The organism is Caballeronia sp. SL1002 (assembly GCF_057814995.1).
The window spans coordinates 347,224-372,314 of record NZ_JBYMUW010000001.1 but is presented as its reverse complement, the minus strand read 5'-3'; the positions used below and the strand labels follow the sequence as shown (position 1 = coordinate 372,314).

The 25,091-nt window shown below is 60.0% G+C and carries 20 protein-coding genes and 5 pseudogenes; 12 read left to right on the top strand and 13 right to left on the bottom strand.

All coding sequences use genetic code 11. The features are described 5' to 3' along the window. Position 1: 1 nt before the first annotated feature. The 8 genes from AC3D25_RS01810 to AC3D25_RS01775 are packed head-to-tail and all read right to left on the bottom strand — an operon-like array spanning position 2 to position 8,907. Positions 2-1,006, bottom strand: coding sequence for a UDP-glucuronic acid decarboxylase family protein (locus AC3D25_RS01810; RefSeq protein ID WP_488886792.1), 1,005 nt, complete (start codon positions 1,004-1,006; stop codon positions 2-4). A 25-nt stretch (positions 1,007-1,031) separates the two neighbouring features. Then, complete coding sequence (locus AC3D25_RS01805) at positions 1,032-1,991, bottom strand: glycosyltransferase family 4 protein (RefSeq protein ID WP_488886791.1); 960 nt, start codon at positions 1,989-1,991, stop codon at positions 1,032-1,034. After that, a complete protein-coding gene (locus AC3D25_RS01800) occupies positions 1,975-3,051 on the bottom strand; it encodes a glycosyltransferase family 9 protein (RefSeq protein ID WP_488886988.1) in 1,077 nt (358 codons plus the stop codon). The genes AC3D25_RS01805 and AC3D25_RS01800 overlap by 17 nt, the downstream gene beginning before the upstream one ends. Continuing rightward, complete coding sequence (locus AC3D25_RS01795; protein WP_488886790.1) at positions 3,051-4,058, bottom strand: glycosyltransferase family 2 protein; 1,008 nt, start codon at positions 4,056-4,058, stop codon at positions 3,051-3,053. The genes AC3D25_RS01800 and AC3D25_RS01795 overlap by 1 nt, the downstream gene beginning before the upstream one ends. A 38-nt stretch (positions 4,059-4,096) precedes the next feature. Continuing rightward, entirely contained in the window at positions 4,097-5,851 is a 1,755-nt protein-coding gene (locus AC3D25_RS01790; protein ID WP_488886789.1) for a carbamoyltransferase family protein, read from the bottom strand. A 37-nt stretch (positions 5,852-5,888) separates the two neighbouring features. After that, entirely contained in the window at positions 5,889-7,046 is a 1,158-nt protein-coding gene (locus AC3D25_RS01785; protein WP_488886788.1) for a glycosyltransferase family 9 protein, read from the bottom strand. Beyond that, positions 7,043-7,642, bottom strand: coding sequence for a D-glycero-alpha-D-manno-heptose-1,7-bisphosphate 7-phosphatase (locus AC3D25_RS01780; protein ID WP_488886787.1), 600 nt, complete (start codon positions 7,640-7,642; stop codon positions 7,043-7,045). Before AC3D25_RS01780 ends, AC3D25_RS01785 begins: the two co-directional genes overlap by 4 nt. Then, positions 7,639-8,907: a glycosyltransferase family 4 protein gene (locus AC3D25_RS01775; RefSeq protein ID WP_488886987.1), complete on the bottom strand. Its 1,269-nt coding sequence runs from the start codon at positions 8,905-8,907 to the stop codon at positions 7,639-7,641. The genes AC3D25_RS01780 and AC3D25_RS01775 overlap by 4 nt, the downstream gene beginning before the upstream one ends. Before the next feature lie 404 nt (positions 8,908-9,311). On the opposite strand from AC3D25_RS01775, the gene AC3D25_RS01770 reads away from it, so the two are divergent. Then, complete coding sequence (locus AC3D25_RS01770) at positions 9,312-12,005, top strand: ATP-binding cassette domain-containing protein (RefSeq protein ID WP_488886786.1); 2,694 nt, start codon at positions 9,312-9,314, stop codon at positions 12,003-12,005. A 6-nt stretch (positions 12,006-12,011) separates the two neighbouring features. On the opposite strand, the gene AC3D25_RS01765 is transcribed toward AC3D25_RS01770, so the two are convergent. From AC3D25_RS01765 to nadE, 5 genes and pseudogenes are all read right to left on the bottom strand, one after another. Continuing rightward, the gene (locus AC3D25_RS01765) at positions 12,012-12,953 is read right to left on the bottom strand and encodes a glycosyltransferase family 2 protein (RefSeq protein ID WP_488886785.1); all 942 of its coding nucleotides are present in this window, start codon (positions 12,951-12,953) and stop codon (positions 12,012-12,014) included. A 44-nt stretch (positions 12,954-12,997) separates the two neighbouring features. Further along, a complete protein-coding gene (locus AC3D25_RS01760) occupies positions 12,998-13,702 on the bottom strand; it encodes a PIG-L deacetylase family protein (protein WP_488886784.1) in 705 nt (234 codons plus the stop codon). A gap of 87 nt (positions 13,703-13,789) precedes the next feature. Continuing rightward, positions 13,790-13,996, bottom strand: a pseudogene (locus tag AC3D25_RS01755) (SDR family oxidoreductase); the annotation flags it as partial. Between the two features lie 127 nt (positions 13,997-14,123). Beyond that, positions 14,124-14,533 (bottom strand): annotated as a pseudogene (locus tag AC3D25_RS01750) (CinA family protein). Positions 14,534-14,544: 11 nt separating this feature from the next. Further along, positions 14,545-15,015: pseudogene (nadE, locus tag AC3D25_RS01745) on the bottom strand (NAD(+) synthase); the annotation flags it as partial. A gap of 131 nt (positions 15,016-15,146) precedes the next feature. On the opposite strand from nadE, the gene AC3D25_RS01740 reads away from it, so the two are divergent. The 11 genes and pseudogenes from AC3D25_RS01740 to AC3D25_RS01690 all read left to right on the top strand — a co-directional run. Then, the gene (locus AC3D25_RS01740; RefSeq protein ID WP_488886783.1) at positions 15,147-16,349 is read left to right on the top strand and encodes an alcohol dehydrogenase catalytic domain-containing protein; all 1,203 of its coding nucleotides are present in this window, start codon (positions 15,147-15,149) and stop codon (positions 16,347-16,349) included. Between the two features lie 339 nt (positions 16,350-16,688). Continuing rightward, the gene (locus tag AC3D25_RS01735) at positions 16,689-16,871 is read left to right on the top strand and encodes a hypothetical protein (RefSeq protein ID WP_488886782.1); all 183 of its coding nucleotides are present in this window, start codon (positions 16,689-16,691) and stop codon (positions 16,869-16,871) included. Continuing rightward, positions 16,868-17,041 (top strand): hypothetical protein, encoded by a 174-nt coding sequence (locus AC3D25_RS01730; RefSeq protein ID WP_488886781.1) that lies wholly within the window; start codon positions 16,868-16,870, stop codon positions 17,039-17,041. Before AC3D25_RS01735 ends, AC3D25_RS01730 begins: the two co-directional genes overlap by 4 nt. Before the next feature lie 1,057 nt (positions 17,042-18,098). Then, positions 18,099-19,550: an ISNCY family transposase gene (locus tag AC3D25_RS01725; RefSeq protein WP_488886780.1), complete on the top strand. Its 1,452-nt coding sequence runs from the start codon at positions 18,099-18,101 to the stop codon at positions 19,548-19,550. Between the two features lie 106 nt (positions 19,551-19,656). Next, complete coding sequence (locus tag AC3D25_RS01720) at positions 19,657-19,926, top strand: type II toxin-antitoxin system ParD family antitoxin (RefSeq protein WP_488886779.1); 270 nt, start codon at positions 19,657-19,659, stop codon at positions 19,924-19,926. A gap of 592 nt (positions 19,927-20,518) precedes the next feature. After that, complete coding sequence (locus AC3D25_RS01715) at positions 20,519-20,806, top strand: AbrB/MazE/SpoVT family DNA-binding domain-containing protein (RefSeq protein ID WP_488886778.1); 288 nt, start codon at positions 20,519-20,521, stop codon at positions 20,804-20,806. A gap of 6 nt (positions 20,807-20,812) precedes the next feature. Then, positions 20,813-21,151: a type II toxin-antitoxin system PemK/MazF family toxin gene (locus AC3D25_RS01710; RefSeq protein ID WP_488886777.1), complete on the top strand. Its 339-nt coding sequence runs from the start codon at positions 20,813-20,815 to the stop codon at positions 21,149-21,151. A gap of 84 nt (positions 21,152-21,235) precedes the next feature. Then, positions 21,236-21,517, top strand: coding sequence for a DUF3717 domain-containing protein (locus AC3D25_RS01705; protein ID WP_488886776.1), 282 nt, complete (start codon positions 21,236-21,238; stop codon positions 21,515-21,517). Positions 21,518-21,646: 129 nt separating this feature from the next. Then, a pseudogene (gene istA / locus AC3D25_RS01700) lies at positions 21,647-23,136 on the top strand (IS21 family transposase). Beyond that, the gene (istB, locus tag AC3D25_RS01695; RefSeq protein ID WP_488886775.1) at positions 23,133-23,951 is read left to right on the top strand and encodes an IS21-like element helper ATPase IstB; all 819 of its coding nucleotides are present in this window, start codon (positions 23,133-23,135) and stop codon (positions 23,949-23,951) included. Before istA ends, istB begins: the two are co-directional and overlap by 4 nt. A gap of 417 nt (positions 23,952-24,368) precedes the next feature. After that, positions 24,369-24,791: pseudogene (locus AC3D25_RS01690) on the top strand (nucleoside 2-deoxyribosyltransferase); the annotation flags it as partial. Positions 24,792-25,091 lie beyond the last annotated feature (300 nt).

The following is a 25,091-nucleotide window of genomic DNA, read 5'->3' as shown; positions in this document are numbered from 1 at the left end:
CTTATTTCAGTAGTGAAGCAAGGGACGTCCCGGACGATTGGTGACGCTCCGCGCTCTCTCGCATGATTTGGCGGAAGTACCGCGCGGTGTGTGCCAATCCGTCGTCGAGCGATGTGATTGGTTCCCACCCCAGCAAGCGACGCGCCTGCGAGATGTCGGGTTGCCGATGCCAAGGATCGTCGACGGGTAGCGGCTTATAGACGATCCCGGAAGCGGAACCCGTCAGCGCGACGACTTTGCGCGCAATATCAGCCATCGACAGCTCCTCGGGATTGCCGAGGTTGATGGGACCCGTCACGTCTTCGTCGGTGTTCATCAAGCGAATAAATGCGTCGATCATGTCTTCCACATAACAGAACGAGCGAGTCTGCGTGCCGTCGCCGTAGAGCGTGATGGACTCGTTCGCGAGCGCCTGCATCATAAAATTGGACACGACGCGACCGTCTGCCGGATGCATTCGAGGGCCGTACGTGTTGAAGATTCTGGCGATCTTGACCGACAAGCCATGTTGCCGCCGATAGTCCATGAACAGCGTTTCGGCGCACCGCTTGCCCTCGTCGTAGCACGAGCGCGGACCGATTGGATTGACGTGACCCCAGTAATCCTCGGTTTGCGGATGAATGCGCGCATCGCCATAAACCTCGCTGGTTGAGGCTTGAAAAATACGAGCCTTTACTCGTTTGGCGAGACCCAGCATATTGATTGCGCCGTGTACGCTCGTCTTCGTCGTTTGCACCGGATCATGCTGATAGTGAATGGGCGACGCGGGACAAGCGAGGTTATAGATCTCGTCGACCTCGACATAGAGAGGAAACGTGACGTCATGGCGCATCAGCTCGAAGTTGGCGCTGTCGAGCAGATGCGCGATATTGTCCTTCGTACCCGTGTAGAAATTGTCCACGCATAGAACGTCGTGGCCGAGCGTCACCAGGCGTTCGCATAAGTGAGAGCCGAGAAAGCCGGCGCCACCTGTCACGAGAATTCGTTTTCGGAATGTTTCCTTCATGTCCTTCGCTCCGTTGTGCAATCGGCTATGTGGCGACGTGGCGCAGCGTTTCGTCCCAGTCGCGAACGAAACGGTCTATATGGAAACGTTCGAGCGCGACGCGCCGCGCGCCTTCGCCAAGACGCCGCGCCTCGGCTGGATGGCGCAGCAGCTCCTGCATCGCGGCGACGAGCGTCTCGACGTTCGTATCGACTACGCCGCTTTCTCCGCTGCGAATGACCGTTGCCAGCTCGGTCGTTGCGAGCCCGACGATCGGCATGCCGATCGTCATGGCTTCCACGATCGCGAGACCGAGACTCGTCCAGCGAATCGGGTTGAAGAAGAAGCGATAGCGAGCACTTAAAGCAGCTAAGTCGAGATTTCCGACCTCGCCGATGCCGCCAGCGGACTGCGCGTCCATGCCGACCAGATCGAGCGGCACACGCGTGCGTACCTCCGCGAAGACATCGCTGCCGAGGCGCCGGCCGCGCTGCCGCAAGTGATTAATCACGACGATGCCGCGCTCTATTTCACCGCTGTACCGCACGCCGTCCGGCACCAGCACGCCATGCTCGATCACGCGTGTGGGAGTCGCTCCGTTGTCCCACATCAGGCGATTGAAATGGGTGACGTGAACGAGGAGCGTGTTCGAATCCTCTGCCCAGTGACGTTGTCCGAACGCGTTCTCCTGCGGCGGATCATGCTCGATATACACACGCGGCAACCGGCGCTGCGCATCGGTCAGCAGGTTGAGGCGGTCGTCGTCCCAATGCGATTTGTGCTGAAACAGGATGACGTCGAACGTCTCGGTTCGCACCTGCTCATACGAGACCTCGTGGACATTTTCGCCCCACGGCAACTGGCCGACTGCCCCGGCATAACCCGGAGGGTGACCCGGCTTTGTCACGAGATAGAAATTGTGATGCGCCTGAGTCAGGTAATAAAGGTAGTTGCCGTGTACATGCCAGGTCAGAACACGCAGACGTCGTTCACTGGATATCGGCATGACAGGTCCCCTGAATGGGTTGAAAAGCGGCGAGTTGCGCTCGCGCATGCGATAGAACGGCGTCTATGCTGATATTTAACGCGCAGGGGTGCCCGTATGGACACTCGCGGAAGTCGCACGGACGGCACGCCGGATAGTCGGCGAGCACGACATGGCGTGCGGTATCGAGCGGCGCCCAGCGGTGCGTATCGCTGCCCGAAGCGACGACGACGCTCGGCGTGCGCATCGCGGCTGCCACGTGCGAGAGACCCGTGTCGTTGCACACGATGAGCCGCGCCCGCCCGACAAGCGCCGCGAGCGCGCCGAGCGACGTACGTCCGCATAGATCGATCGCGTCGCTGATCGAGGCGCCGACGATCGCCGACAACGCGGATTCATCCGCACTTCCGGTGATGCCGATTTGCCAACCGTCCGCTGCGAGAGCCGCTGCGACGGCGGCAAAGCGCTGCGCCGGCCACCGCCGAGACGCAAGCTGCGCGCCGGGATGTAGGAGTACAAGACGCTCAGGACACAACTTCGAGGTTCTCTGCAGAACGTCGCACCGTGCCTGATCGGTTGCCGTTAGCGGAATCTCAAGACTCGCGTCTTCCGACGTGATGCCGAGCGCTTTCATCAGCGCAAGGTAGCGCAGCGGTTCGGGCTGGTCGTCGGGCCACGGGATAAACACACCGGCACGCTCGGCTTCGGCGGGTTTCAGGAAGCCTGCTTTATACGGCGCGCCGAATAAAGCCACGATATCGTTGGCGACGCCGCCGCTGCCGTGCAACTGGATCGCTAGGTCGAAATGGCGGTCCTGCACCGCTTTTGCGAATGTCGCTAGATTCGCATCGGTTTCGGCCTGCTCGGGGAATCCCACGGCGCCCGGGAACACGATGAGTTCATCGATCAAATGCGAATACCGCGTAACGAAGCTTGCCGCCCACGGCAGCCCGATCAGAGCAATTTCCGCGTTGGGAAATGCCGCGCGCAGTGCGCGCAATGCGGGCACCGCGCACAGCATGTCGCCAAGCTGGAGTGCGCGAAAGACCACGATGCGCTTCACTTGAGGGGGCGGGGTCATCATAGGAAGAACACCCGAAATTTGAACGCGCCGTAGATCCGCCAGTAAATCGATAGAACGGGAATAATGGCTGACGTATAGGCCATTTCTGCGACATGCTCGGGTGTGCGCGCGGTGTTGCCGAGACGCTTTGCGCAAAACCATAAGGTCATGACGAGCCATAGCAGGCCGGCGCAAGTCGCGGCAACTGGCCGTTGGGCCGCCAGCGAGGCGGCAACCACGACAGCTGCCGCGACAATCGCATAATAGAGCCATGGCGCGTGGTGTCGAACGCGTTCACGGTAACGCTGCGGATACTTCTTGTAGAGAAGCGCATCGAATTGGCTTTTTCGTTGTTGCGACAGGCTGACGCCCCATCGAGCGGGTCTCACCGGGTGGCGCACGATGGCGTCCTCGGCGCGGGCTAGCGTCAAACCTGCATCGAGGAGCGCGAACTGGAGATCAGAGTCCTCCCGCCACGCCGCGGTGAAGCGTTCGTCGAAGCCATCTACGTGAACCAGTGCGCTGCGCTTTACGAACGTGTTGGCCGTGGCGAACTCCGCGCTCGCCAGACCCGCCGCATCGCGTTCGTAGTCTGTCGGCCGCGCGGGCAGCGGTACGACAATGCGCCCGGACACCGCCGCCGCACCTTCGCGCAACCGCGCGACGCCAGCCGCGAGCCACTTCGGATCGGGCTCGGTGTCGTCGTCGGTGAAGGCGATGTATGGCGCGTGCGCCGCGCGCCATCCTGCGTTACGCGCAGCGGCGGGGCCTTGGGTTGCGCTCACGGGCACGTAGCGCAGCCGCACATCGTGCATCCTGGCGAGCTTGTCGACGGTCGCGCGTGTGTCGTCATCGGGACCGTCGTCGCATACGATGATTTCGAAGCGGTGTGGATCGAAGCGTTGTGTAAGGATTGCATTGAGGCAGCGTTCGAGCATCGCCGGGCGACGATAAGTTGGCACGACCACTGACACCTCCAGTTCATCCGCGCCATGCGCGTCATGTGGTTCGCGCACGGACGCCATGGGCGACCCAATTTCTTCGAACGGAAGGCTCGCTGAATTCATCGCGCCGCTCCATTCTTTTTGACAAGGAACGGGCCAATCACGAGCGCATCGAGCGGTGACGTCCAGAACGACTCAAGTGCATCGCGCGGCGAATTCACCATCGGTTCTCCGCGGGTGTTGAACGATGTATTGACTAGTACCGGCACGCCGGTCCGCGCGCGGAACGCGTCGATCAGGTCGTAATAGAGCGCATGCTGTGCGCGGTTGATCGTCTGCACTCGCGCCGTCCCATCGACGTGACGTACAGCCGGGATGCGGTCCTCTTTGCCCGGCTTCACATCGAAGATAAACAGCATGAACGGCGCAACACGGGCATTTACGAACCAATCGCTTGCCTGCTCTTCCATCACGACCGGCGCTACTGGACGGAAGTCCTCGCGGTCCTTGATTTCATTGAGGCGTGCTTGCATGCCAGGATCGAGCGGTGAGGCGAGAATCGAACGCGCGCCGAGCGCACGCGGGCCGAACTCGCTGCGACCCTGATACCAGCCAATCACCTGATTCTGCGCGAGAAGGTCGGCGGTCTCGCCCGCGATATCATCGAGCCGCCGATAGGCGACGCCTGTCCACTCGAGCAATCGCTCAATCTCCTCGTCGCTAAAGCTCGGTCCGAGATAGGCATGATCCATCACCCATTGGCGAGGCGCACTGGGCGAAGAACCCTGCATTGCACGTTCCTTATAGTCGACCCACAATGCGGCGCCGAGCGCGGTTCCTGCATCGCCCGCGGCAGGTTGCACCCACACTTCGTCGAAGGGGCCGAGATCGCGGAGCCGCGCATTCATGACACAGTTGAGCGCCACGCCACCGGCCATCGCAATAAACTTGAGGCCGGTCTGCGCATGCAGCCATGCGGCGAGTTCTAGCACCGTTTCTTCGAGCACTGCCTGAAGCGAATGCGCGATATCGAAGTGCCGCTGTTCGAGCGGGCCGCCGCGCTCGCGCCGCGGCCCGAAGCGTTCGGCCAGACGCGGTGCTTCGACCGTATAGCTGCCGTCGCGACGGTACTTCACGATCTCGCGGAACTCGTCGCGATACGCGGGGCGGCCATACGAAGCGAGCGCCATGACTTTGTACTCGTCCGACGAATGCAGGAACCCAAGGTAGTTAGTGACTTCCTCGTACAGCAGGCCAAGCGAGTGGGGCAGCTCAACCTGTTTTAGCCGCTTGTACACGCCATTCACGAATTGGCCGAGGCTCGTCGTGACACCTTCGCCACGACCGTCCAGCGTCAACACGGCGGTGTCCTCGAATGGGGAGGCGAGGAACGCGCTGGCCTCATGGGACAAATGGTGGTCGACGTAATGCCAGGCAAAGCGCGGCGCACGGCCGCCGCTCACAAAGCGCTTGCGCAAATGATGCGGCGCGCCGTCGATCAATTGCGCGCGCGCATTCATAATGTAGCTCAGAAATAGCGGGTCCCACGGTGATTCCGATGGATTCGCCGATGGCTTCTTGCCCGGTTCCAGCGGCAACTCGATGGTTTCTCGAGATCCCGCCGGCATCGCGGAAAGCAGCGAGGGGTCGTAGGAGTAAGCGACGTGATCGAGATCCGCGAGTTCGATCCCAGCCTCCCTGAGACAGTAGTCGATGGCATCGAACGGAAGCTGCCAGGTCGAGAACGGCACGGGCCGCTTCGCGTGCTTCACATGGGTAAACCGCTCGTCCTCCGCCGCTGCAATCACGACGCCGTCTTTCATGAGCGCTGCCGCGCTGTCGTGGTAGACCGCATTGATTCCTAGTGTGTACATGACATGACCTCTTGTTGACGGATGGCGAGAACGCGACTCAGGACGTGGCAAGCGGCGCGTCGCGAGTAGTCTCCGGCGGTGAGTCGAGTAACTGCTGAACGGCGTCTACGACTTCATCGACGCTCACGCCTTCGAGACATTGATGGTGCCCCTCCGGACACAGGCTTCGGTAGCACCAGCGGCAGGGCACGTCATGGGATAGGACGCGGTGCGGCGTCATCCATGGTCCATGCTGCGGGTTCGTTAGCGCGTACAGATCGACAACCGGCGTGCGCAAAGCCGAGGCGATGTGCACGGGTCCGCTGTTGTTCGAGATCAGCACGCGTGCATCGCGAATTAGCGCCGCGAGTTCACCGAGTTCGAGCGCGCCCGCCATGTCGATTGCGAGCGGGTGCGACGCGGCGACCAACGCGGTAATGGGCGCTTCGCCAAGTCCGCCGGTTACCAGCACCGGCCAGCGCGATCGCTCGGCAAGCCGGGCGCTGACGTCCGCGAAGCGGGCGGCCGGATAGCGGCGAGACGCCGCTGTCGCGCCAGGATGGACGATGAAATAGGGCGCTCGCGTATCAACGCCGTGGCGATGGAGCTTAGCGGCGAGGCTGATCGTGCTAGCAGGCGGCACGGCGAACCGCATGGTCGTATCCAGTGCGTGCGCGCCGACCCGCGCGACAAGCGCTAGTTGCCGCTCCACTTCGTGACGAGTGCCGTGCTCCGGCTCCGTTTCGGCGACCCAACTGGTCAGCAGCGAATACGGGTTCTCGCGACAGTGCGCAAGACGGCGGGGAATGCCGGCGAGATGGCAAAGCATCGCGGCGGGCAAAGGATTCTGGCTGTAGACGGTGAAAATTACAGCGGCATCGAAACGCTCCGCTCTCAGACGTTCGCACATTGCAAGATCGGCGGCCGGGTCGGGCGGAGCGTCGTGTTTCATCCACGGCGCATCGTATTCGATCACCTCGTCGATGACGTCGACAAAGGCCGCCGCTGCCGCGCCCGCACTCGACGCCAGCAGTGTGATGCTTCGTCCCGGAACGGCGCTGCGCAGCGCGTGCAGTGCCGGCGTGCTCATCAGTACGTCGCCAAGATTGTCGAGCCGGATGCACAGAATACGCGTCACCTCGGTGCCCCAGTTGGCGTCGAGTCCCGTATCTGGCCGCGCATGCGCGCGCGTTACTGCGAGGGCGACCGGTTTCATCGCGTGGTCTCGTGATTCGTTGCCGTCGCATTCCACCCGTGACATACGGCAAGCGCTGCTTCATGCAGATCCGCAGCAATGACATGCGGCTCGCGCAGTGGTGTGCGATGCCACACCGTCTCGTTGCCGTTATCGATTAGGACTGTTTTGCAACCTGCGCGCCGGCCTGCTTCGACGTCGTCGAGAATATCGCCGACGAACCAGCTTTCGGCAAGATCCAAACCGTGCTCTCGCGCGGCCTGCAGCAGCATGCCAGGCGCGGGCTTGCGGCAGTTGCACCCTCGGTCATAGGGCGCCACGTTGCCACTCGGATGATGCGGACACCAATAAACGCCAGTCAGCATGGCGCCAGCTTCCTCGACCAGGTCGCGCAAGCGCCGCTCTACCGCGACGAGCGCTGAAGGCGCGAACCGGCCGAGCGCAACGCCGCTCTGATTACTGATGACGAAAAGCGGAGCGCCGAGCCGGCCCAACACGCCGAGAGCCTTCCGCGCGCCGTGCGCGAGCCTCATGGCAGCCGGGTCGACGTTGTATGGGACGTCGTCGAGCAACGTGCCGTCCTTGTCCAGGAAGACCGCTGGAGTTGCGCCGCTCACGCTCGCGTCCCATCGGCGACGCGCAAAGCCGCGGACGATTCGACCCCCGCGACGCGCGCGTAGACATCGGCGAGCGCGCCGGCTACGCCGCTCCACGTGAACATCTCGCGCACACGGGCCAGGCCCGCAGCGCCGAGCCGCGTGGCATAGTCCGAATCGCGTTTGAGCATCGTGAGGCACTGCGCGACCGCCGCGGGGTCCTTTGGCGGCACCAGCAGGCCGCTCTCGCGGTCAGCCACCGAGTAGCGAATGCCGCCGACGTCAGCGCCGATCACAGGCGTCTCGCATGCCATCGCCTCAAGCGGCGTGATGCCGAACGGCTCGTACCACGGCGTTGTCACGAACACATCGGCCGCGCTGTAGTAAAGACGCAGCTTTGCGCGACCGCGTCGCCCGAGGAAGGTGACGCGATCTTCCACGCCTGATTCCCGCGCGATTTCACTCAGCCTGCCGATTTCAGGCGTAGCGAGCGCATTCGGATCGTCGGAATTGCCGCCAACCACGTAGAGGTCTACGTTCTCGCTGAAAGTCCGGTTGCAAAGCGCGACGGCGCGCACAACCGTCTCGATCCCTTTGCGCGGCACCATTCGACCAAGTTGCAACGCGATGAACCGGTCCCGCGGCCAGCCCAGCGCGTCGCGCGCGGCGCCGCGATCCATCGGGTAGAACTCTTCGCTGTCCACACCGCACGGTACAAGGTCGAGGCGCGTTGGATCGGCCCCGTAAAGCGTCGTCAGATCGTCGATATCTTGCGGGCATTCCGCGATCACCGAGTCCGAGTGCCGCACCAGCGACTCTTCTATATCGAAGCGGTCATCCGGAAAGCCATCGTCGGAGCCTTGATGTTGCCGTCGAACGCGCCCTAACGCATGGAAGGTCGTGACGAGCGGCGTGCCGAGCGCTGCCTTCAACCGCAGGCCAACAAGCCCCGACATAAAGAAGTTGGCGTGCAGAACATCATACGGCGCACCTTCTTCGCGGCAAAAATGAAGCATGTAGTCCGCGAATTCATCCATATATGGAAGCAGTTGCTCCTTTGGTAACTGCGTTGGCGGGCCCGCCGGAACATTGATCACGCGCGCGCCGTCGTAGCGAGAAATGAGCGGTAACAAGGACCTGTCCCGGCGCGTAAAAACATCGACTTGATGACCGCGGCGCACTAATTGCCGGGCAATACTGGCAACATAGATGTTTTGACCGCCACTATCTACGCCGCCTGCCAGTGCAAGCGGTGAAGCATGTTCACTGATCAAAGCAATCTTCACGATAACGACCTCGAAAGGGCCCGGCACGAACTCGGCGAGCGCCGCGTTACAAAAGTGTTGATGCGCCGTGACATTCAGCATTCGTTGTGCCACCGAAGCTGGACGCTGAATTACCGTTTGTTCGTTGCGAAACGAACGCAATTTCGTTGCGACACCTTTGAAGTAGAGTCGGCACTAAGAAACCCACCGTTCGCGATGACCTTTGCTGTGTTTGTTAGGAACGGAACTCAATTGAAGAGGTTCGGAATGTTGTTCCCTTTTACAAGCGGCGCGTAAATTCGAGAATCCGTGCGCGAAAAAGCAATCGCGCTTGCACTGGGCATCCTTTCCTCGAAGGGACCGGGCGCACCGTTTGCTAGCGAGTTCGACCGTACTGCGTTGCGGACATCGTAGGTTTCCTTCTAATGCCGATGCATAGATCCCCAAACTCACACGCGCGCGAGATCGCCCTTGAACTCGGTCGTGCGGTATGGCGATTTCGGAAGCAGACGCTAATCGCTCTTGCGCTAATGCTCACGGCGAAGCTCTCGACCGTCCTGATTCCGCTCGCGCTCAAACATATAGTCGACGAACTTAGCCATCCTGTCGCGCAAGCGTTGTTTCCACTGTTCCTGGTTCTCGCGTATGCACTGTTACGCTTCTTCGGCGACACGCTGAACGAAGCGCGCGACGTAGTGTTCAGCGCCGTCACTCAGCGAACTGTTGCGGCATTTACGGAGCGCACTTTTGCCCACTTGCATCGGCTGAGTGCACGGTTTCATACGAAGCGTGAGACAGGCGGAATAGTCCGGGACGTCCAAAAAGGGGCGGACGGTATCGGCTTCCTGCTCGGGACGGCGCTATTTACGATTGTGCCTACCGCATTCGAAATCGCGGCCATTGTTGCGATCATGATGAGCCACTATCCGTCGGAATTCACTTTGGTGATAGCCGCGACTTTTGTTGCTTACGCGCTTTACACGTTCGTCTTCACGCGGCGTAGAGTCGCATTTCAGCGCGCGGTTAATGCGCTAGAGGCGCAGTCGGACGGACGTCTCGTGGACAGCTTGCTTAATTACGATACGGTCAAATATTTCGCGACCGAAGATACCGAAACGTCAAGGCTCGCCGCCGTTCTTGAAAAATGGATACAGGCCAGGATCGCAAACCAGCGCGCACTGACCACGCTGCACGTAGGCCAAAGCGCCGTCATTGCGGCGGGGATCGCGGCCATCATGCTGCTCGCTGCGCAGCGGGTCATGAGCGGCCAAATGAGCGTGGGCGACCTTGTTCTCGTCAATGCGTACATCATCCAAATATGCATGCCGCTGAACACGCTAGGCTTCGTGTTCCGGGAAACAAACGATGCCTTGGTCAATGTCGAGCGCATGTTTGCGATTCTCGCCACGAGGGGCCGCGTAGGGGAAGATATCGACGAGCGCGCGGCACTCCCGCTGGAAGTGACGGCTGGGGAAATCTATTTTGAACACGTCGATTTCGGCTACGACTCGGCCCGGCAAATCCTTCACGATGTCGATTTTCACGCTTATCCCGGCAAGACTTTGGCGGTAGTCGGTGGCAGCGGCTCCGGAAAATCGACGCTGGTGAAGCTTTTGTTTCGTCTTTATCAGCCGCTGCTAGGATCCATTCGCATCGACGGGCAGGATTTGCGCAACGTCACGCAGCGGAGCTTGCGTGAAGCCATCGGCATCGTGCCGCAGGATACCGTCCTGTTCAACGAGACGATTGCCTACAACATTGCTTACGGGCGCCCTTCAGCAACGCGTGCTGATGTCGTGCGAGCCGCACGCGCGGCGCAGCTAGACGAGTTTATCGAACGCTTGCCTGATCATTACGACACCCGTGTGGGCGAGCGCGGCGTTCGACTCTCCGGCGGGGAGCGGCAGCGCATCGCTATTGCGAGAGCCGTTTTGAAGGATCCGCGCATCATAGTATTCGACGAGGCGACGTCTGCGCTCGATACACGCTCCGAACGCGCGATTCAGACCGAACTATCACGGCTCGCGCGAGGCCGCACCTCGATCGTAATCGCGCATCGGCTCTCCACGGTGGTGGATGCCGACTGGATTCTGGTGATGGAGCACGGGCGGCTTGTGGAACAGGGCAGGCATAGCGATTTGCTGGAACGCAACGGCGTGTATTCAAAAATGTGGTCGCTGCAATGGCAGCAGGGGGAGCTCGAACATACGCAACGCAAGCTAACCGCACAGTCTGTCAGCCTCGCTGCGTTGACGGCGGGCACAATCGACTCGCTGCACGATGAATTGAAGGCGCAAGATGTGACGCTCATCGCCGACATCGATGGGGGTGACTTGCGCGTGACCGGCGATCCCGCAATTTTTCAGCCACTCGTTGCAGAACTTTGCCGATTTGAAGTGCTCCGCGCGACGCCGGGACAGCGACTCAAAATTCATGTCAAACGCCATAATAATCACGCGTGGATCGATGTGTCCGGAGCGGGCTCCGACCCAGCAGATGTATCAAATGCGGCCGCGCGATACATGGAGACAGCGCTGGCGGCAGCCGGTGGGCATTTCGCGCTGACGCCTCTCGGCGATCGTCTGGCTTACGTTGCGATGCTTCCATTGCGGCCCGTCGCCGATGCTGCCTATGAAGCATGTTCGGCAGAGGATTCTTCGACCGAGAATCCCAGCACAGCGCCGCTGGAGAATTTGCTCGTGCTTGCGATCGACGATCAGGAGGAAGCTCGTGATGCGCTGGAAGCGGTGCTCGCTTCCAATGGCGCGCACGTGCTGCTCGCTTCCTCGGGAAAAGACGCACTTGAGTGCCTCGCTGATCTTGCTGTTGCGGATTGGCCGCACGTCATGCTTTGCGATATCGTGCTAGGCGACGATGACGGCAATGCGGTGCTGCGCAGCGTCCGTCAACTGGAAGAAAAGCGGAAGCCGCCTCAGATGCTACGCCTGCCCGCATTAGCGTTGACCGGCTATACCGACCTCGACGTGAAAATTGGTGCAGAGACGCAGAGCAGCGGGTTTCGTGCGCACTTGACGAAACCCGTCGCAGCGGAGCGGCTTATCGAAGAGATCAAGCGTGCGGCGAGAGCGCCGGCAGAGGAACGAATCGAAGCATCGTAACGCGCCTCACGTATCGACACTCGTCGTATTCGGGCGGACGCGAGCGGGATTCGACGCCGCCTCGTTCTGTCCCGCATCACGCACACAGTCGAGCATTTGTCTCACGCGCGCCTCAACGGGCTTACGTCGCATGAACGCCCACGCCGCACCGCTGGCAAATTCGGCGCTGTCGCGGATAAACGTGCCTTCCCGCCAAAATGTTCTCAAGGCGTGAACCGTTTCCTGCAAGACCAATGACCACGGCAGGCGCAGGCAGGCAACCCAGGCCGCGTTGCGTGCGAGCAATCTTCGTCGTAGCCGGCTGTTGCGGCTGGCGGACGGATGGTGGTGTACGGTCAACTGGTCGCAATAGACGATTGCATGATGAGATGCCAATACATCGAGGGCGACAAGTTCCTCTTCGCCGCCAATAAAGAACTTGGTCTGGTAGCCACCCACTTCGCGAAACAAGGCGGTCCGGAAGACGGATGCGCCTGCCAAAAAGCCGACTAGGGCAGGGCCGGGTAAGGCGTCTCTGCTAAGTGGACTTTGGGACATCAGAGCGCACGTCGGATCCGTGCGACGCTCAAGACCGACAACTACGCGAGCGCTGAGTATGCCGACTGACGGCCACGTGTCGAGAAGTTCGATAGCACGCGTCAATGATCCCGGCTCCCACCACGTGTCGTCATCGCAGAACGCGACGTACTCGGTTCGCACAGCTGCAACCGCGCAATTCCTTCCCGCAGCGCCTAGATTCGCGCCGCATTCAACGATGCGCACGCTTGGGAAACGCGAACGCACGGTCCGTACGGTATCGTCGGTAGAGCCGTTATCGGCCAGATAGATGGGCGGTTCTTCAGGAAGTGCGAGCAGGCGCTCGAGCGTTGCGGCGATCTCGCTCGAGCGGTTATACGTCAGGACGACGAGGGAGATGCGCTGCGAAGGGTGTCGATTGATTTTGTTCATGGCGCGGGACGCTGCAAGACTCCGAGAACTTAGTGAGTGCGGGGTTAAGCCGGCCGTGCTGAAGCGGCTGCCCCGATCTTCCAGTAGCGTTCCATATCGAACAATATCTTCTCTGCATCCGGGCCGAACGCTCTGAGCTGACTGCGATAACCACGGAGTGCTTTGCGCTTCATAAGCGCATAGCGGTCACTCTCAACGGTATCTGCGTCAAGAACGTGAGCGACCGATGCAATAAACCCTTCCTCTGCAAGAACGGTAAGACGCTTTGTCACGATGTCCGGCATGCGGCGGTAGGGTACGTCTTCGTAGAGATGGAGCGCATGTTCTCGCCCGGAAGCGAAAGCGGTAAGGCACGCTTCTGAGACCAGCTTATGATCGGAGTGAAACAGGCCCATCGGCGCAAACACAAGGTCCGGCTTCGTATCGGCCGCGGTGTTTCTAAACGCAGCGACCAACGCTTCGCGCGAGGGCGGCGTTAGGTATTGCGCGTCGCAGAAGGGAAGATGAATTGCTCGCGCACCTAAAGCGTCGAGGGCTAGGGTATCTTCGATAACGCGCGCACCCATCGCTTCGAATGCGTCGATAAATCCTGACTGCGCGTCCCAGTCCGTCGTCATGTTTTCGCGCGGCGCAGCGGTGAACGCGGTGCATACTATTGCACCGGGGTGCGCAGCCAAGAGCATCCCGCAGCTTAGGACGGCGTCATCGAGATGAGGCGAGATAATAAGGAGGCGCGTATGAGGCGGCATTATCGTCCGGTAGTGTATTTTCTACGGTTGCTCGTTCGGCCCAATGCGCGCGCTCGATCCGTGGCAACCGTCCACTCATGCGATGCCTTAAGGCTGCCCGGAACCGCCCGTCTCGCCATAAATCTGACCAGTGATGTAACTGGATTCAGTCGAAGCGAGTTGGACGTACACGTGGGCTATTTCGGCAGGCTGTCCAGGGCGACCGAGCGGTGTGTCCGAACCGAACTTATTCACCTTCTCAGAGGTTTGGCCGCCGGTCACTTGCAACACCGTCCAGAATGGCCCGGGCGCCACGGCAATTTTGCAACCGCACCAGTCTCTTACTGGTAGCAATGGGGATTCCCGGATCGTGGTGTCGATCCTGTATCGGATCGGTCTATGCGGAGGTTTGGATCGAAAGACGAGCCGGCCATATTGAACGTCAGGACGCGTTGCTCACGCGTGGTAGCGGTAGGCTGCGCGGCATTTGATTGGAATAGTGCTCTATGCTCGAAAGTGCGTACAAAGAGGCCGCCTAACGGATGTCATTCCGGCTACCCGCGAATCGCCGCGTCTCGGAGAAAGTCACGATACTCAGTATTTGACACGACGATGTTCGCAGGAGACTTCTTGGCGAAGGGCGCCTTCCGCCATCTCGCGGGCCACCTCTTCGCTCGTGAGACCAAACTGCTCCATTATTTGCTTCTGCACACCGAGGAACCCGCCCTATCCGTCGGCGAGTAGCTGACAAAGCCACGTCGAGGCAACTCCGCATCCGGGCACGCTGGCCAGATACGAGGCAATCTGTCCGGCGGTGCAAGACTCGGCGGTGGCAAGGGTGAAGCCAGCGATGACAGGAACGAGTCCGGTATGGTGTTCAGGTTGTGCAGCCAGACAGTCGCGTCGCTGTCACTCGGCGCCCGCCGGTCGCCTCGAGGCGACAACGAACCGCCAGCATCCACTTTCGGAGCATTGGGAATGCACGAACGTTTGAACTGACTTGTGCGAAAGAAGCGATCCGCGAAAATCGCGAGGAAGCGTTTAACGTCTGCTAACTTGTATTCGTTGCGTACCGAATCGTGGCCTGTAGGCCATATTCCGCGGTCGCGACCAGACCAGGCGGACAGCGCGAGAAATGCAATCCTTGAAGGCGCGAAGCCGAAGCGCAAGACGTGGTAGAGGTTAAAGTTATGCAACTCGTACGGACCAATGACGCTTTCTGTTTTGTGATCCAATACTTTTAGGTCCGTGCCGGGAATAAGCTCAGGGCTGATTTCCGTGTCGAGAACCTGCCGCAGCACTGCGGCCGCGCCGTCACTGAGTTGTCCCGGATCGTGTTCACGCCGATAGCGCGCGAGTCCAAAGCTGCTCTCGTAAGCGCATCGGCGGCACCATCTACGACCGCTTCGGAAGCGGGCGCGCGGGTTGCTGTTAACGCAGGAACAGTCCAACCAGGGAGCCCCCGATGAAAGCAGTTGTGTTCAAAGGTATCGGCGATATTTCACTCGACACGGTTGATGACCCGACAATCAAGCACGATTTGGACGCGGTGGTGCGGATCACGTCGAGCGCGATCTGCGGGACCGATCTGCACATGATTCGCGGCACGCTCGGCGGGATGGTGCCAGGCACCATCCTTGGCCACGAAGGCGTCGGAATTGTGGAGGAGGTGGGCAAAGGCGTGCGGAATTTTCGCGCCGGTGACCGGGTGCTGATTCCGTCAACGGTATCGTGCGGGTCCTGTTCCTACTGCCGTTTTGGCTATACCGCGCAATGCGACGTGGCAAATGAAAACGGTGCGAGCGCGGGCACGGCATTCTTCGGTGGCCCGAAGTCCACAGGCCCCATTAACGGTCTGCAAGCAGAATATGCGCGGACCCCGTTCGCGAATGCGAGCCTGATTCGCCTGCCTGACAGCATCGATGACGACCGTGCCATTCTTATGTCGGATATTTATCCGACTGGGTTTTTCGGCGCGCAACTGGCCGAGGTCAGGCGCGGCGATACCGTGGCAGTTTTTGGCGCGGGTCCGGTCGGACAGTTTGCGATCGCGGGCGCATTTCAGCTCGGTGCAGGACGGGTCATCGCGGTCGATCGTTTGCAAGATCGACTCGAAAACGCGCGCACGCGGGGCGCGGAGACAGTGAACTTCGAAAAGGAAGATCCGGTAGAAGCCATCCTGGGAATGACTGGCGGCATTGGCGTGGATCGTGCTATCGATGCCGTCGGTGTAGATGCTCAGCGTCCCGATAGTGGACCTGCGGCGTCGCGAGAAAAGGCGCAACGGGCCGAGTTCGAGAGCCGAACCCTCACCCCCGACCGTCATGAGCACGAGGGAAATTGGGTGCCAGGCAATGCGCCCTCCCAGGTACTCGATTGGGCCGTCGCGGCGCTTGCTAAAGCGGGAAACCTCGGCATCATCGGCGTTTATCCGCCGAATGACCGGTTTTTCCCGATAGGTGCTGCTATGAACAAGAATCTGGTAGTAAAAATGGGGAACTGCAATCACCGCTCCGTGATTCCGGATCTCGTCGCTATCGTGCAAAGCGGCTCCTTCGACCCTTTGGGTGTTCTGACGAATCGCGAACCGCTCATGAACGTCATCGACGCCTACAAGGTGTTTGACAAGCGCCAACCCGGCTGGCTTAAGGTCAAGCTCGACGTGTGATGCGACTTCGGGACCGAACCAGAGACCGTCAGAGGCGTAGATTGCCAGCCGGCGGCTATTCAATACATTTCTCAGGGAGCACCATGTCATCAGATCCGATTGTCAATCCCGTCGCGGACCCCGCAAACGAGCCTCTTGATGATCCAGGTACGCAGATAAGACCGATTCCCGGGGCGGTTCCCGATTCCGATCCGCTCGTACCCGGCGCGTCGCCTGAACTCGAAGAGGACTTGGGAAAAAGCTATCCAAAGCCCGCTGATATCGCTAATTAATTCCGGCATTGGCTAACCCGGCACGTCGAAAGGGCGATATCCCCGGAAATCATAGAGAGCATGGACAATGAGCGAAATGAACGCCTACCGTATCCACCGCCTTGGCGGTGCTTATGTGCTTGAACTTAATGAGATTCCTATTCCGCAGCTTAGTAACCGGGACGTCCTGAAAAAAATCAACGCGGCAAGCTTTAATCCAGTCGACTACAAGACACGAGAAGGTAAAAGTCGCTCGGCGCCGATGCGGTGATCGACTACACGGAGGAACGCTTCGAACGTGTCGCCAACGAGGTGGACCTCGTTTTTGAAACGCTTGGCGGGGAAACCCAAGAACGGTCATGGTCCGTATTGAAGCGTTGTGATCGATCAGGGGCTAGGATTGGCAGATCATCCTTCGATGTAACGATTCTTCCCTCGTAAGGACCTCTGTTTGATGATAGGAGGCGGCTGGATACCGCCCTTCATCCACCAAACTCCTTCAGTGGGGTAGGTGCTGGCGAGGAAAAGCGTCCCTTGGACCGTGTCGGCAGCGCCACTTCCTGAGACTGACATTACGATTCGGGGTAAGTCATCGGACGATGGCTTTCCCGCCGCGATAAGTAGAGCAAAGACGTTGCGAAATTTGGCAAGAGTGACTTTAGTAGACGGGAGTATGCGATGAGAAGCCTTCAGCCGTCAGAAAATTATCGTGTGTATTCGAGCCGCCCCGCTCGAGATGACTCGTGGCGGAAGTGAACCAACCGTCGACCCACACGAACATCGTGGGGCATCTTTTTTCAGGAGATGTGGATGCAACTTACCCTTTATCGCAGGTTATGCGCCGGCGCTTTTGTCTTGTTAGTAACTCTTTGCGCAGGCTGCAAGCCTGCCGGCAGAGCCGGAGGGGCGGCCAACGCAGACGCGCCCCCCAGCAGTTCACCGTCGGCCGCGAGTCAGTGAACGCAGTTCGTTCAGGCGCTCATACTGGCCGCCGACTGCCGGCAGCGCCGACCAAGATCTGCGGAGTGCCCACGGTTTCGATCACTTTTGCTTTGAGCGTCGTGACGTCGCTGCTTTCTGTCCGGTGAGCGGCGGAACCCGTGTACCCCGTGGCCAAGCTCTGCCACAGCTTCATCTCGTCTCGATTACAACTTGTCCGCGATGCCGACCCGAGCGCCTTCCGTCAGAAGTTGTTTCGACGTGCACAAGGCGATACCGGAGTCAACGCCGCTGATAAGCTCGATGCGGTGGATTCCTCGACACAACAGTATCGATGAAGAAGGTGGCTAGCCGTTGAGATTGCGGGGGCATGCTCACGCTTGCGCATGCGCGCGTCGCTGTTGGTATTGATGTTGCTCGATAATTTTACATAAACCTATTTATCAACTTTTTGACTGTAGCAGCTAAGTTGTAATGTCCGCTTTGAGCCAGATTCAAATGTCCGCTTTCGGGCGGCTTAAGCTTACCCGGCGTCGACCCTTCGGCGCCGGAGGCTGCAATGGCTGCGACGGATGGCATTACCATGACGATGCGCGAGTTGGACCGGTTCAAGGTGATTCAGTCCGTCGTCGACGGTCTGTTGAAGCCGTGGCGTGCCGCTGAGCGGCTGTCGTTGACGACGCGCCAGGTTCGACGCCTCGCGGCACGCCTGCGTGAGCAAGGACCGCGTGGGTTGATTTCGGGTCGGTGCGCCAAGCCGAGTAATCACCGGATTGATGATGGATTGACGGTGCGAGCCGTGGCAATCATCAAGGAGCGGTATGCGGATTTTGGCCCGACGCTCGCCTGCGAGAAACTACGCGAATGCCACGGCCTGAGGCTGGCCAAGGAGACGGTCAGGCGCTTGATGATCGACGCAGGTTTGTGGACGCCACGCCGACAACGTCCACCCAAGATCCACCAGCCGAGGAACCGGCGCGCGTGTCTGGGCGAATTGATCCAGATCGACGGCAGCGATCATCGGTGGTTCGAGGACCGCGCGCCCGCCTGCACGTTACTCGTGTTTATCGACGACGCGACGAGTCGTCTGATGACGCTGCACTTTACCGCGACGGAGTCGACCTTTAGCTATTTCGAGGCAACGCGGCGCTATATCGAACAGCATGGCAAGCCCATGGCACTTTACAGCGACAAAGCGAGCGTGTTCTCGGCCAATCGCGGCAAAGCCACTGCCGACAAGGGAATCACGCAGTTCGGCCGAGCCTTGTACGAGCTCAATATCGATACCTTTTGCGCCAACAGCAGCCAGGCGAAGGGCCGCGTCGAGCGGGCCAATCTCACCTTGCAGGACCGGCTCGTGAAGGAGTTGCGGTTGCGCGGAATCAGCACACAGGAGGCCGCCAATGCTTATGCGGTCCACTTTATCGCTGATTTCAATGGCCGCTTTGGCAAGGCGCCAAAGAGTGACTTCGACGCACACCGGTCACTGCGCCATGACGAGGATCTGGATGCTGTTCTAACGTCTCGCGCATCGCGCTGCGTATCGAACACACTGACCGTCCAATACGATCGGGTGCTGTATTTGCTCGATGATTCGCCTGTGACCCGAGCGCTGATTCACCATTATCTTGACGTGTACGAATACCCGGACGGTCGCATCGAACTGGTGGCGAACGGCACTGCCCTGGCCTATCGCCAGTACGATCGGCTCTCGGATGTAGACCAAGGCGCCGAGATTGACAATAAGCGCCTTGGTCACGTCCTCGCGCTGTCGCGACAAGTACAGACGGAGCGCGACAACCGGCGAATCTCGGGGTCGCCTTCGAGGACCAACCAGGGCGAACCGGTAAAGCCGAAGATGCGGGCCAACAACACGCGCAAGCAACGCGAACTCAAGCCAATTGACCTGAACGCGATGATCTTGAGAAGCGCCGAAATGCAACGAGCCGCGGTGGTGAAACTGACTTCTACAGAGATAATTCTCGACCCAAAACCGGACATTTCAACTTAGCCCGGACCCGGACATTTGTATCTAGCCTCGACACTTGAATTCGGCCGACGTTGCGCTGTACGGCGCCGCAGAGTAGGATTAAATCCTATCCAAAAGGAGGTCGGCGATGCGTACGACACAGCAGATGAGCATTACGCTACCTAATGAAATGGCGGAGTTCGTCCGCGAGAAAGTGGCGCGCGGCGACTACGCATCCGACAGCGAAGTGCTTCGCGACGCACTGCGAACGCTTCGTGAAAGAGACCGGGCTGTCGAAGTGTGGCTGCGCGAAGAAGTCGTTCCGGCCGCGCAGGCGCTCCGCGACGAACCTGGGCGAGCGTTGTCTGCTGACCAGGTACGTGCTGAACTCAAGAAATCGCGGGCGCAGCGCGGATGAATTGGCAGGTCCGATTTGCGCCCGAGGCACTGACTCAGTTGCCGTTACTCGAAGAAAGGATTGCGGAAGCAGGTGCGCCCAGCACGGCCGCGCGATACGTCGACGCTATCGTGGACTTTTGCATGACGCTAGAGACGTTCTTGCGCGTGGGGTCCCGCGCGAAGACGTGCTGCCCGGGCTTCGAATCACGCACTTCCGCAAGCGTGCAATCATTGCCTACCCGATTGACGACGAGGTCGTATCGGTAATCGGCGTGTTTTATGGTGGCCAAGACTATCGATCCGCGCTGAACTCCGATGAGCAATGACTGGAACGGGGTACTGACGGGGGCCAGGCGAGTCGTGTCAGATTGGTTGACTTGGCATAATTGTTTCTACCGAACTTTCGTATGTGCCTAACTACTTCGGGCACTTTAGTAATTCCTTGAGCATGTAGCAACGCGCGTTTCGACGGCGTTGACACCTTTCTTTGCAGCGCGTAATATAAGAAGTGTATCAACGAAGTATCGACTCGTACCAACCGAGGAACGCAGTATCAAAAACGTGAGCCTATAAACGGCCCGTTCACATGAGGTGCTACCAGGAGAAGTGCAATGGCCGTTCAAATCCTTAAGCGTTGGGGGAACAGCCTTGCGGTTCGCATCCCGGCCAACATTGCGCTCGAAGCTGAGTTCACCGAAGGCCAAGAAGTCGATGTTCAGGTGGCCGACGGACAAGTTCTGGTCCGGCCGCACACCGCGATTCGACGCTTTTCCCTCGAACGATTTATACAGCAGCACCGGGAGGGCAAGCTCGTGCCGCACGACGAAATCGACTTTGGCGAACCGCAGGGTTCGGAGCTCGGTGGACCCGACGATCCGACGCGATTCGACAGATGGTAATCGAGAATGCGAGACGAAGTTCCGGAAGCAGGCGACATCATTCGGCTCCACATCGGGCCGAGTAAGGGCAACGAGCAGGACGGGTATCGCGCCGTTCTCGTCCTGTCCGAGTACGGTTTCAATGAGGTAACCGGGCGCGTTTATGCAGTGCCTATCACTTCAACCGTTCGTGGCTGGGAAACGGAGATCCTCATCTCCAGTCTTGAGCGTCCGGGTGTGGCGCTCGCCGACCAGATGAAGAACCTCTCGTTCAGAGCGAGAGCGTTCAAATTTAACGGAGAGCGGGCCACTGAGAATGAATTGGACGCAGTCCGATACGCTGTCAGGGTGCTGACCGGAGGATGAAAAAAGGGGGCCCGGAAACGAGCCCCTTTTTGTTGAATCGCCGGATCTCATTTTTTTCCGATCTGCTCGGACGAAGTGGTGCAAATGGCGATCGATGCCAAATGGCACGATCCTGTTCAGCCGCGCGAAATTGCACAAGCTGATCCGCGAGGCACCCGGCGAGAGAGCCGCGAGATCCCCAAAGGCAAGAACATGAGTCGCTACGAAATCCGCCAAGTCGAGGAAGCAATCAACTATTGGCGCGCACGGCAACAGGCAGGCGAGGACGCAGCGCTCTGTCCTCTTGCGCGTGTTCTCGCAAATGTGTACGGGAAGCTGATTTTGAAGGCGCGGTGGGCGGCGACAATTGTCTTGGCCGGTCGTTGACGATTGTTTTGGCCGGTGGTGAGGAGTTGGAGGCGGCGTAGCCGCCGGAGACGACGAACCACCGGCGGCGCCAGGTCGACGGGGCTTTAGGATGGGCTGATCGAAGCTTAAATAAAAAGCGGTCAGCTCATGTCTGGAACCCGCATTACCGACCAACAGGTTCGTCTCTACATGAACAAGCGCAAACACCATCCGCAGGAAGTCGCGGCCGCCAAGACCGGCATCAGCGTGCGTACGGCACGCCGCATCGAGCGCGATGCCACGTTGCCCAGAAGCCACGCCAATCATGGCGGACCCGCCCTGATCCCTTCGTCGACGTATGGGACAGCGAAGTCGTACCGTTGCTGCGCAACGCGCCCAACCTGATGGGCATCACGATCTTGCGCAAGCTGCAGGATGATCACCCGGATCGATATCCCGATAGCATGCGTCGCACGCTGGAGCGACGTATTCGCCAGTGGCGGGCACTCGAAGGGCCTAGCCAGGAGGTGTTCTTCCCCCAGGAGCATCAGCCCGGCGTGCGCGGACTATCGGACTTCACCGATATGAGCAAGCTGTGCGTGACGATCGGCGGCGCCCCGTTCGGCCACCGGCTGTATCACTTCGTACTGGCGTTCTCGCGCTGGGAGTATGCGAACGTTGTTGAGGGCGGCGAGAGTTTCGAGGCCCTCGCTGCGGGATTGCAGAACGCGCTATGGCAGGCGGGCGGCAGCCCGCACGAACATCGCTCTGACAGCCTGTCGGCCGCCTTCAAGAACTTGCAGGAGCAGGAGGACTTCACGACACGTTATGCGGCGTTACTCGACCATTACGGCATGGAGGGCACGCGCAATAACCGCAGCTTGGGCCACGAGAACGGCAGCGTGGAATCCTCGCATCGGTATCTGAAGGAAGCGGTCGACCAGGCCCTGATGCTGCGCGGCCATCGCGACTTCGCTGACCGGGCGGCCTACGATGAATTCATCCGTGAAGTGGTGATGCGCCGGAACCGGCGCAACGCCGCGGCGTTTCGCATTGAGCGCACACAGTTGCAGGATTTGCCTGAACGCCGTACGACTGACTTCGTCGAGGAAGAGGCGCTCGTGACCCGTTGCAGCACGTTCACCGTGCGCGGCATCCTGTACAGCGCGCCGTCGCGCCTGATCGGCCACCGCCTGCAGGTGCGTCTCTACGGTGACCGGCTCGACTGCTATCTGTCGGGCGCGCTGGTGCACAGTACGCCGCGAGGCTCCCGTGCCGCCGACAACCGCCACGCGCTGGATTACCGTCACTTCATCGATTCTCTCAAGCGCAAGCCTCAGGCGTTCAGGGGACTTGCGTTTCGCGACGCGCTGTTTCCGCGCGATGCCTACCGCCGAACCTGGGAGCGGCTGGAGGCGCAACTGACGCAACGTCAGGCATGCAAGACCATGGTAGGGTTGCTCGAACTTGCAGGACACCACGGCGTTGAAGCGTTGCTGGCGCAGCGGCTTGATGCGTTGCTCGTAGTCGGCGAACTGCCCGACCTGAAACAGTTGCGCGACGAATTCGCTCCGCGTGAGGCGCTGTGTCCCGAGGTGGTGGTCGAGATGCCTCCCATCGCAGTCTATGACGAACTGCTCGACAAGGCGGCCGCATGAACGCACCCGCCTATGAGAACGGTCGTCTGGCCCTGATGCTCAACGAGCTGCGCCTGCCCACGATCGGCAGGTTGTGGCCCGAGTTCGCGGAACGCTCTGACAAGGAAGGCTGGCAGGCTTCACGGCTGCTCGGCGCATTGCTCGAGCACGAACTGGCCGAACGCGCCAAACGACGCATCGAGCGCCACCGAACCGAGTCGCATCTGGACCCGACCAAGACACTTGCTACCTTCGACTTCGGCATGGTGCCGATGGTCTCGAAGGCGCATGTCACCGCGCTGGCAACCGGGGAATCCTGGCTGGAGAAAGGCGCCACGATTCTCCTGTTCGGGCCGCCTGGTGCCGGTAAGAGTCATCTGGGATCGGCCATCGGGCACGCGCTGATCGACGCTGGCTACCGGGTGCTGTTCACGCGCACCAGCGAACTCGTCCAGAAGCTGCAGGCTGCACGCCAGAGCCTGCAGCTGCCATCCGCGCTCGCGAAGCTCGATCGCTTCGATCTCATCGTCCTGGATGACCTGTCGTATGCGCGCAAGGACCAGGCCGAAACCAGCGTACTGTTCGAACTGATCGCCGAGAGGTATGAGCGCAAAAGTCTTTTAATAACGGCCAATCAGCCGTTCTCTGGCTGGAATGACGTGTTCCCCGACCCCGGCATGACGGTCGCAGCCATCGACCGGCTTGTCCATCACTCGACGATCTTTGAACTGAATGTGGAAAGCTATCGCCGTCGAAAGGCCAGCGACAAACAGAGCGCGCGCCGGCGACAATTACCCAACGACAATTACGATGGAGGCGCGACAACTATGAATTAGCCAGCGACAACTACACCCGTTGACCGGCCAAAATAGTTGTCGCTGACCGGCCGTGCTGCTTGACGCTGTCTAGCGCGGGAAGCGTCGATGCCCGGGGCCTGTCGCCGGAGCAAAACGAAGCGCTTAACCTCGCGCTCTCGCAAGGTGAGCTGCCGCTCCAACATCTCGCGCCCGGGCGATGGTGAGTGGACGGCCGTCAGCCTTGACACACGCTTTTCCCCGGCACAATGGAGTTGTTCCTTGCCTCGAAGGGGCATTTAACCGAAAAGGACCCGAAAAGCAGATGCGGCGGCCGACTCAATCACAGGCGAAACTATTAGAGCAACTCGACCATGGGTATTCGATTGAGGAAGTTGCGGCACGGCTTGGAAAGAGCGTACTCGCGGCGCGGCGCCAGGTCGCGCGGATAAAAAACGCGTGCGGGAGGGAAAGCTCGCGCCCTCGCCCCTGCCCATCGAGCACGCCGCACGTGAGCCGCGAATCTATCTGGCAGGCTTCGACGTGTTCCGCACGGACGCGCGAGAGCACGGCGAGCATTTGAAGCAACTCTGCCGAGAACGCGGTTTCGTTGGTCTCTATCCGCTTGATGGTGACGTGCCCGCTTCGCTCCAGCGCGAAGACGCGGCTCATTGGATCTACCGCGCTAACGTCGAGGCGATCCGGTCGGCCGATCTCGTCATGGCAAACATCAATGATTTTCGTGGTCCAGGTGAACCCGACAGCGGGACCGCTTTCGAAATCGGTTTTGCCGTCGCGCTTGGAAAACCAGTATTCGGGTATCGGTCGAGCGCCGAACCCTTGATTGAGCGCGTTTCGCGGAAGCCGTCGGCGGTCGGGCAGCCTGCGCTTTGCGCCGGAGGATATGTGATCGAAGACTTCGGCGCGAGTGTGAACCTGATGCTTTCCGCTTCGACCAAGCTTATTTTTGGTGGTCCGGCTGAATGTCTTGATGCGATGAAGACCACATGGGCGTTCTGCACGGCAAGAAGCGCATGGACGAGGCAGAGGCGAACCGCTTTACGGAGCGGCTTGGTTTGCGAACTGGCTGGTTGGACCAGCCGCGTTCCGAAGCGGAAATTCCCGGGTCCGTCTCAGTTTTACTCGCGCCCGCGTCACGCGCTCGCGCGAGCGCTCAAGAGC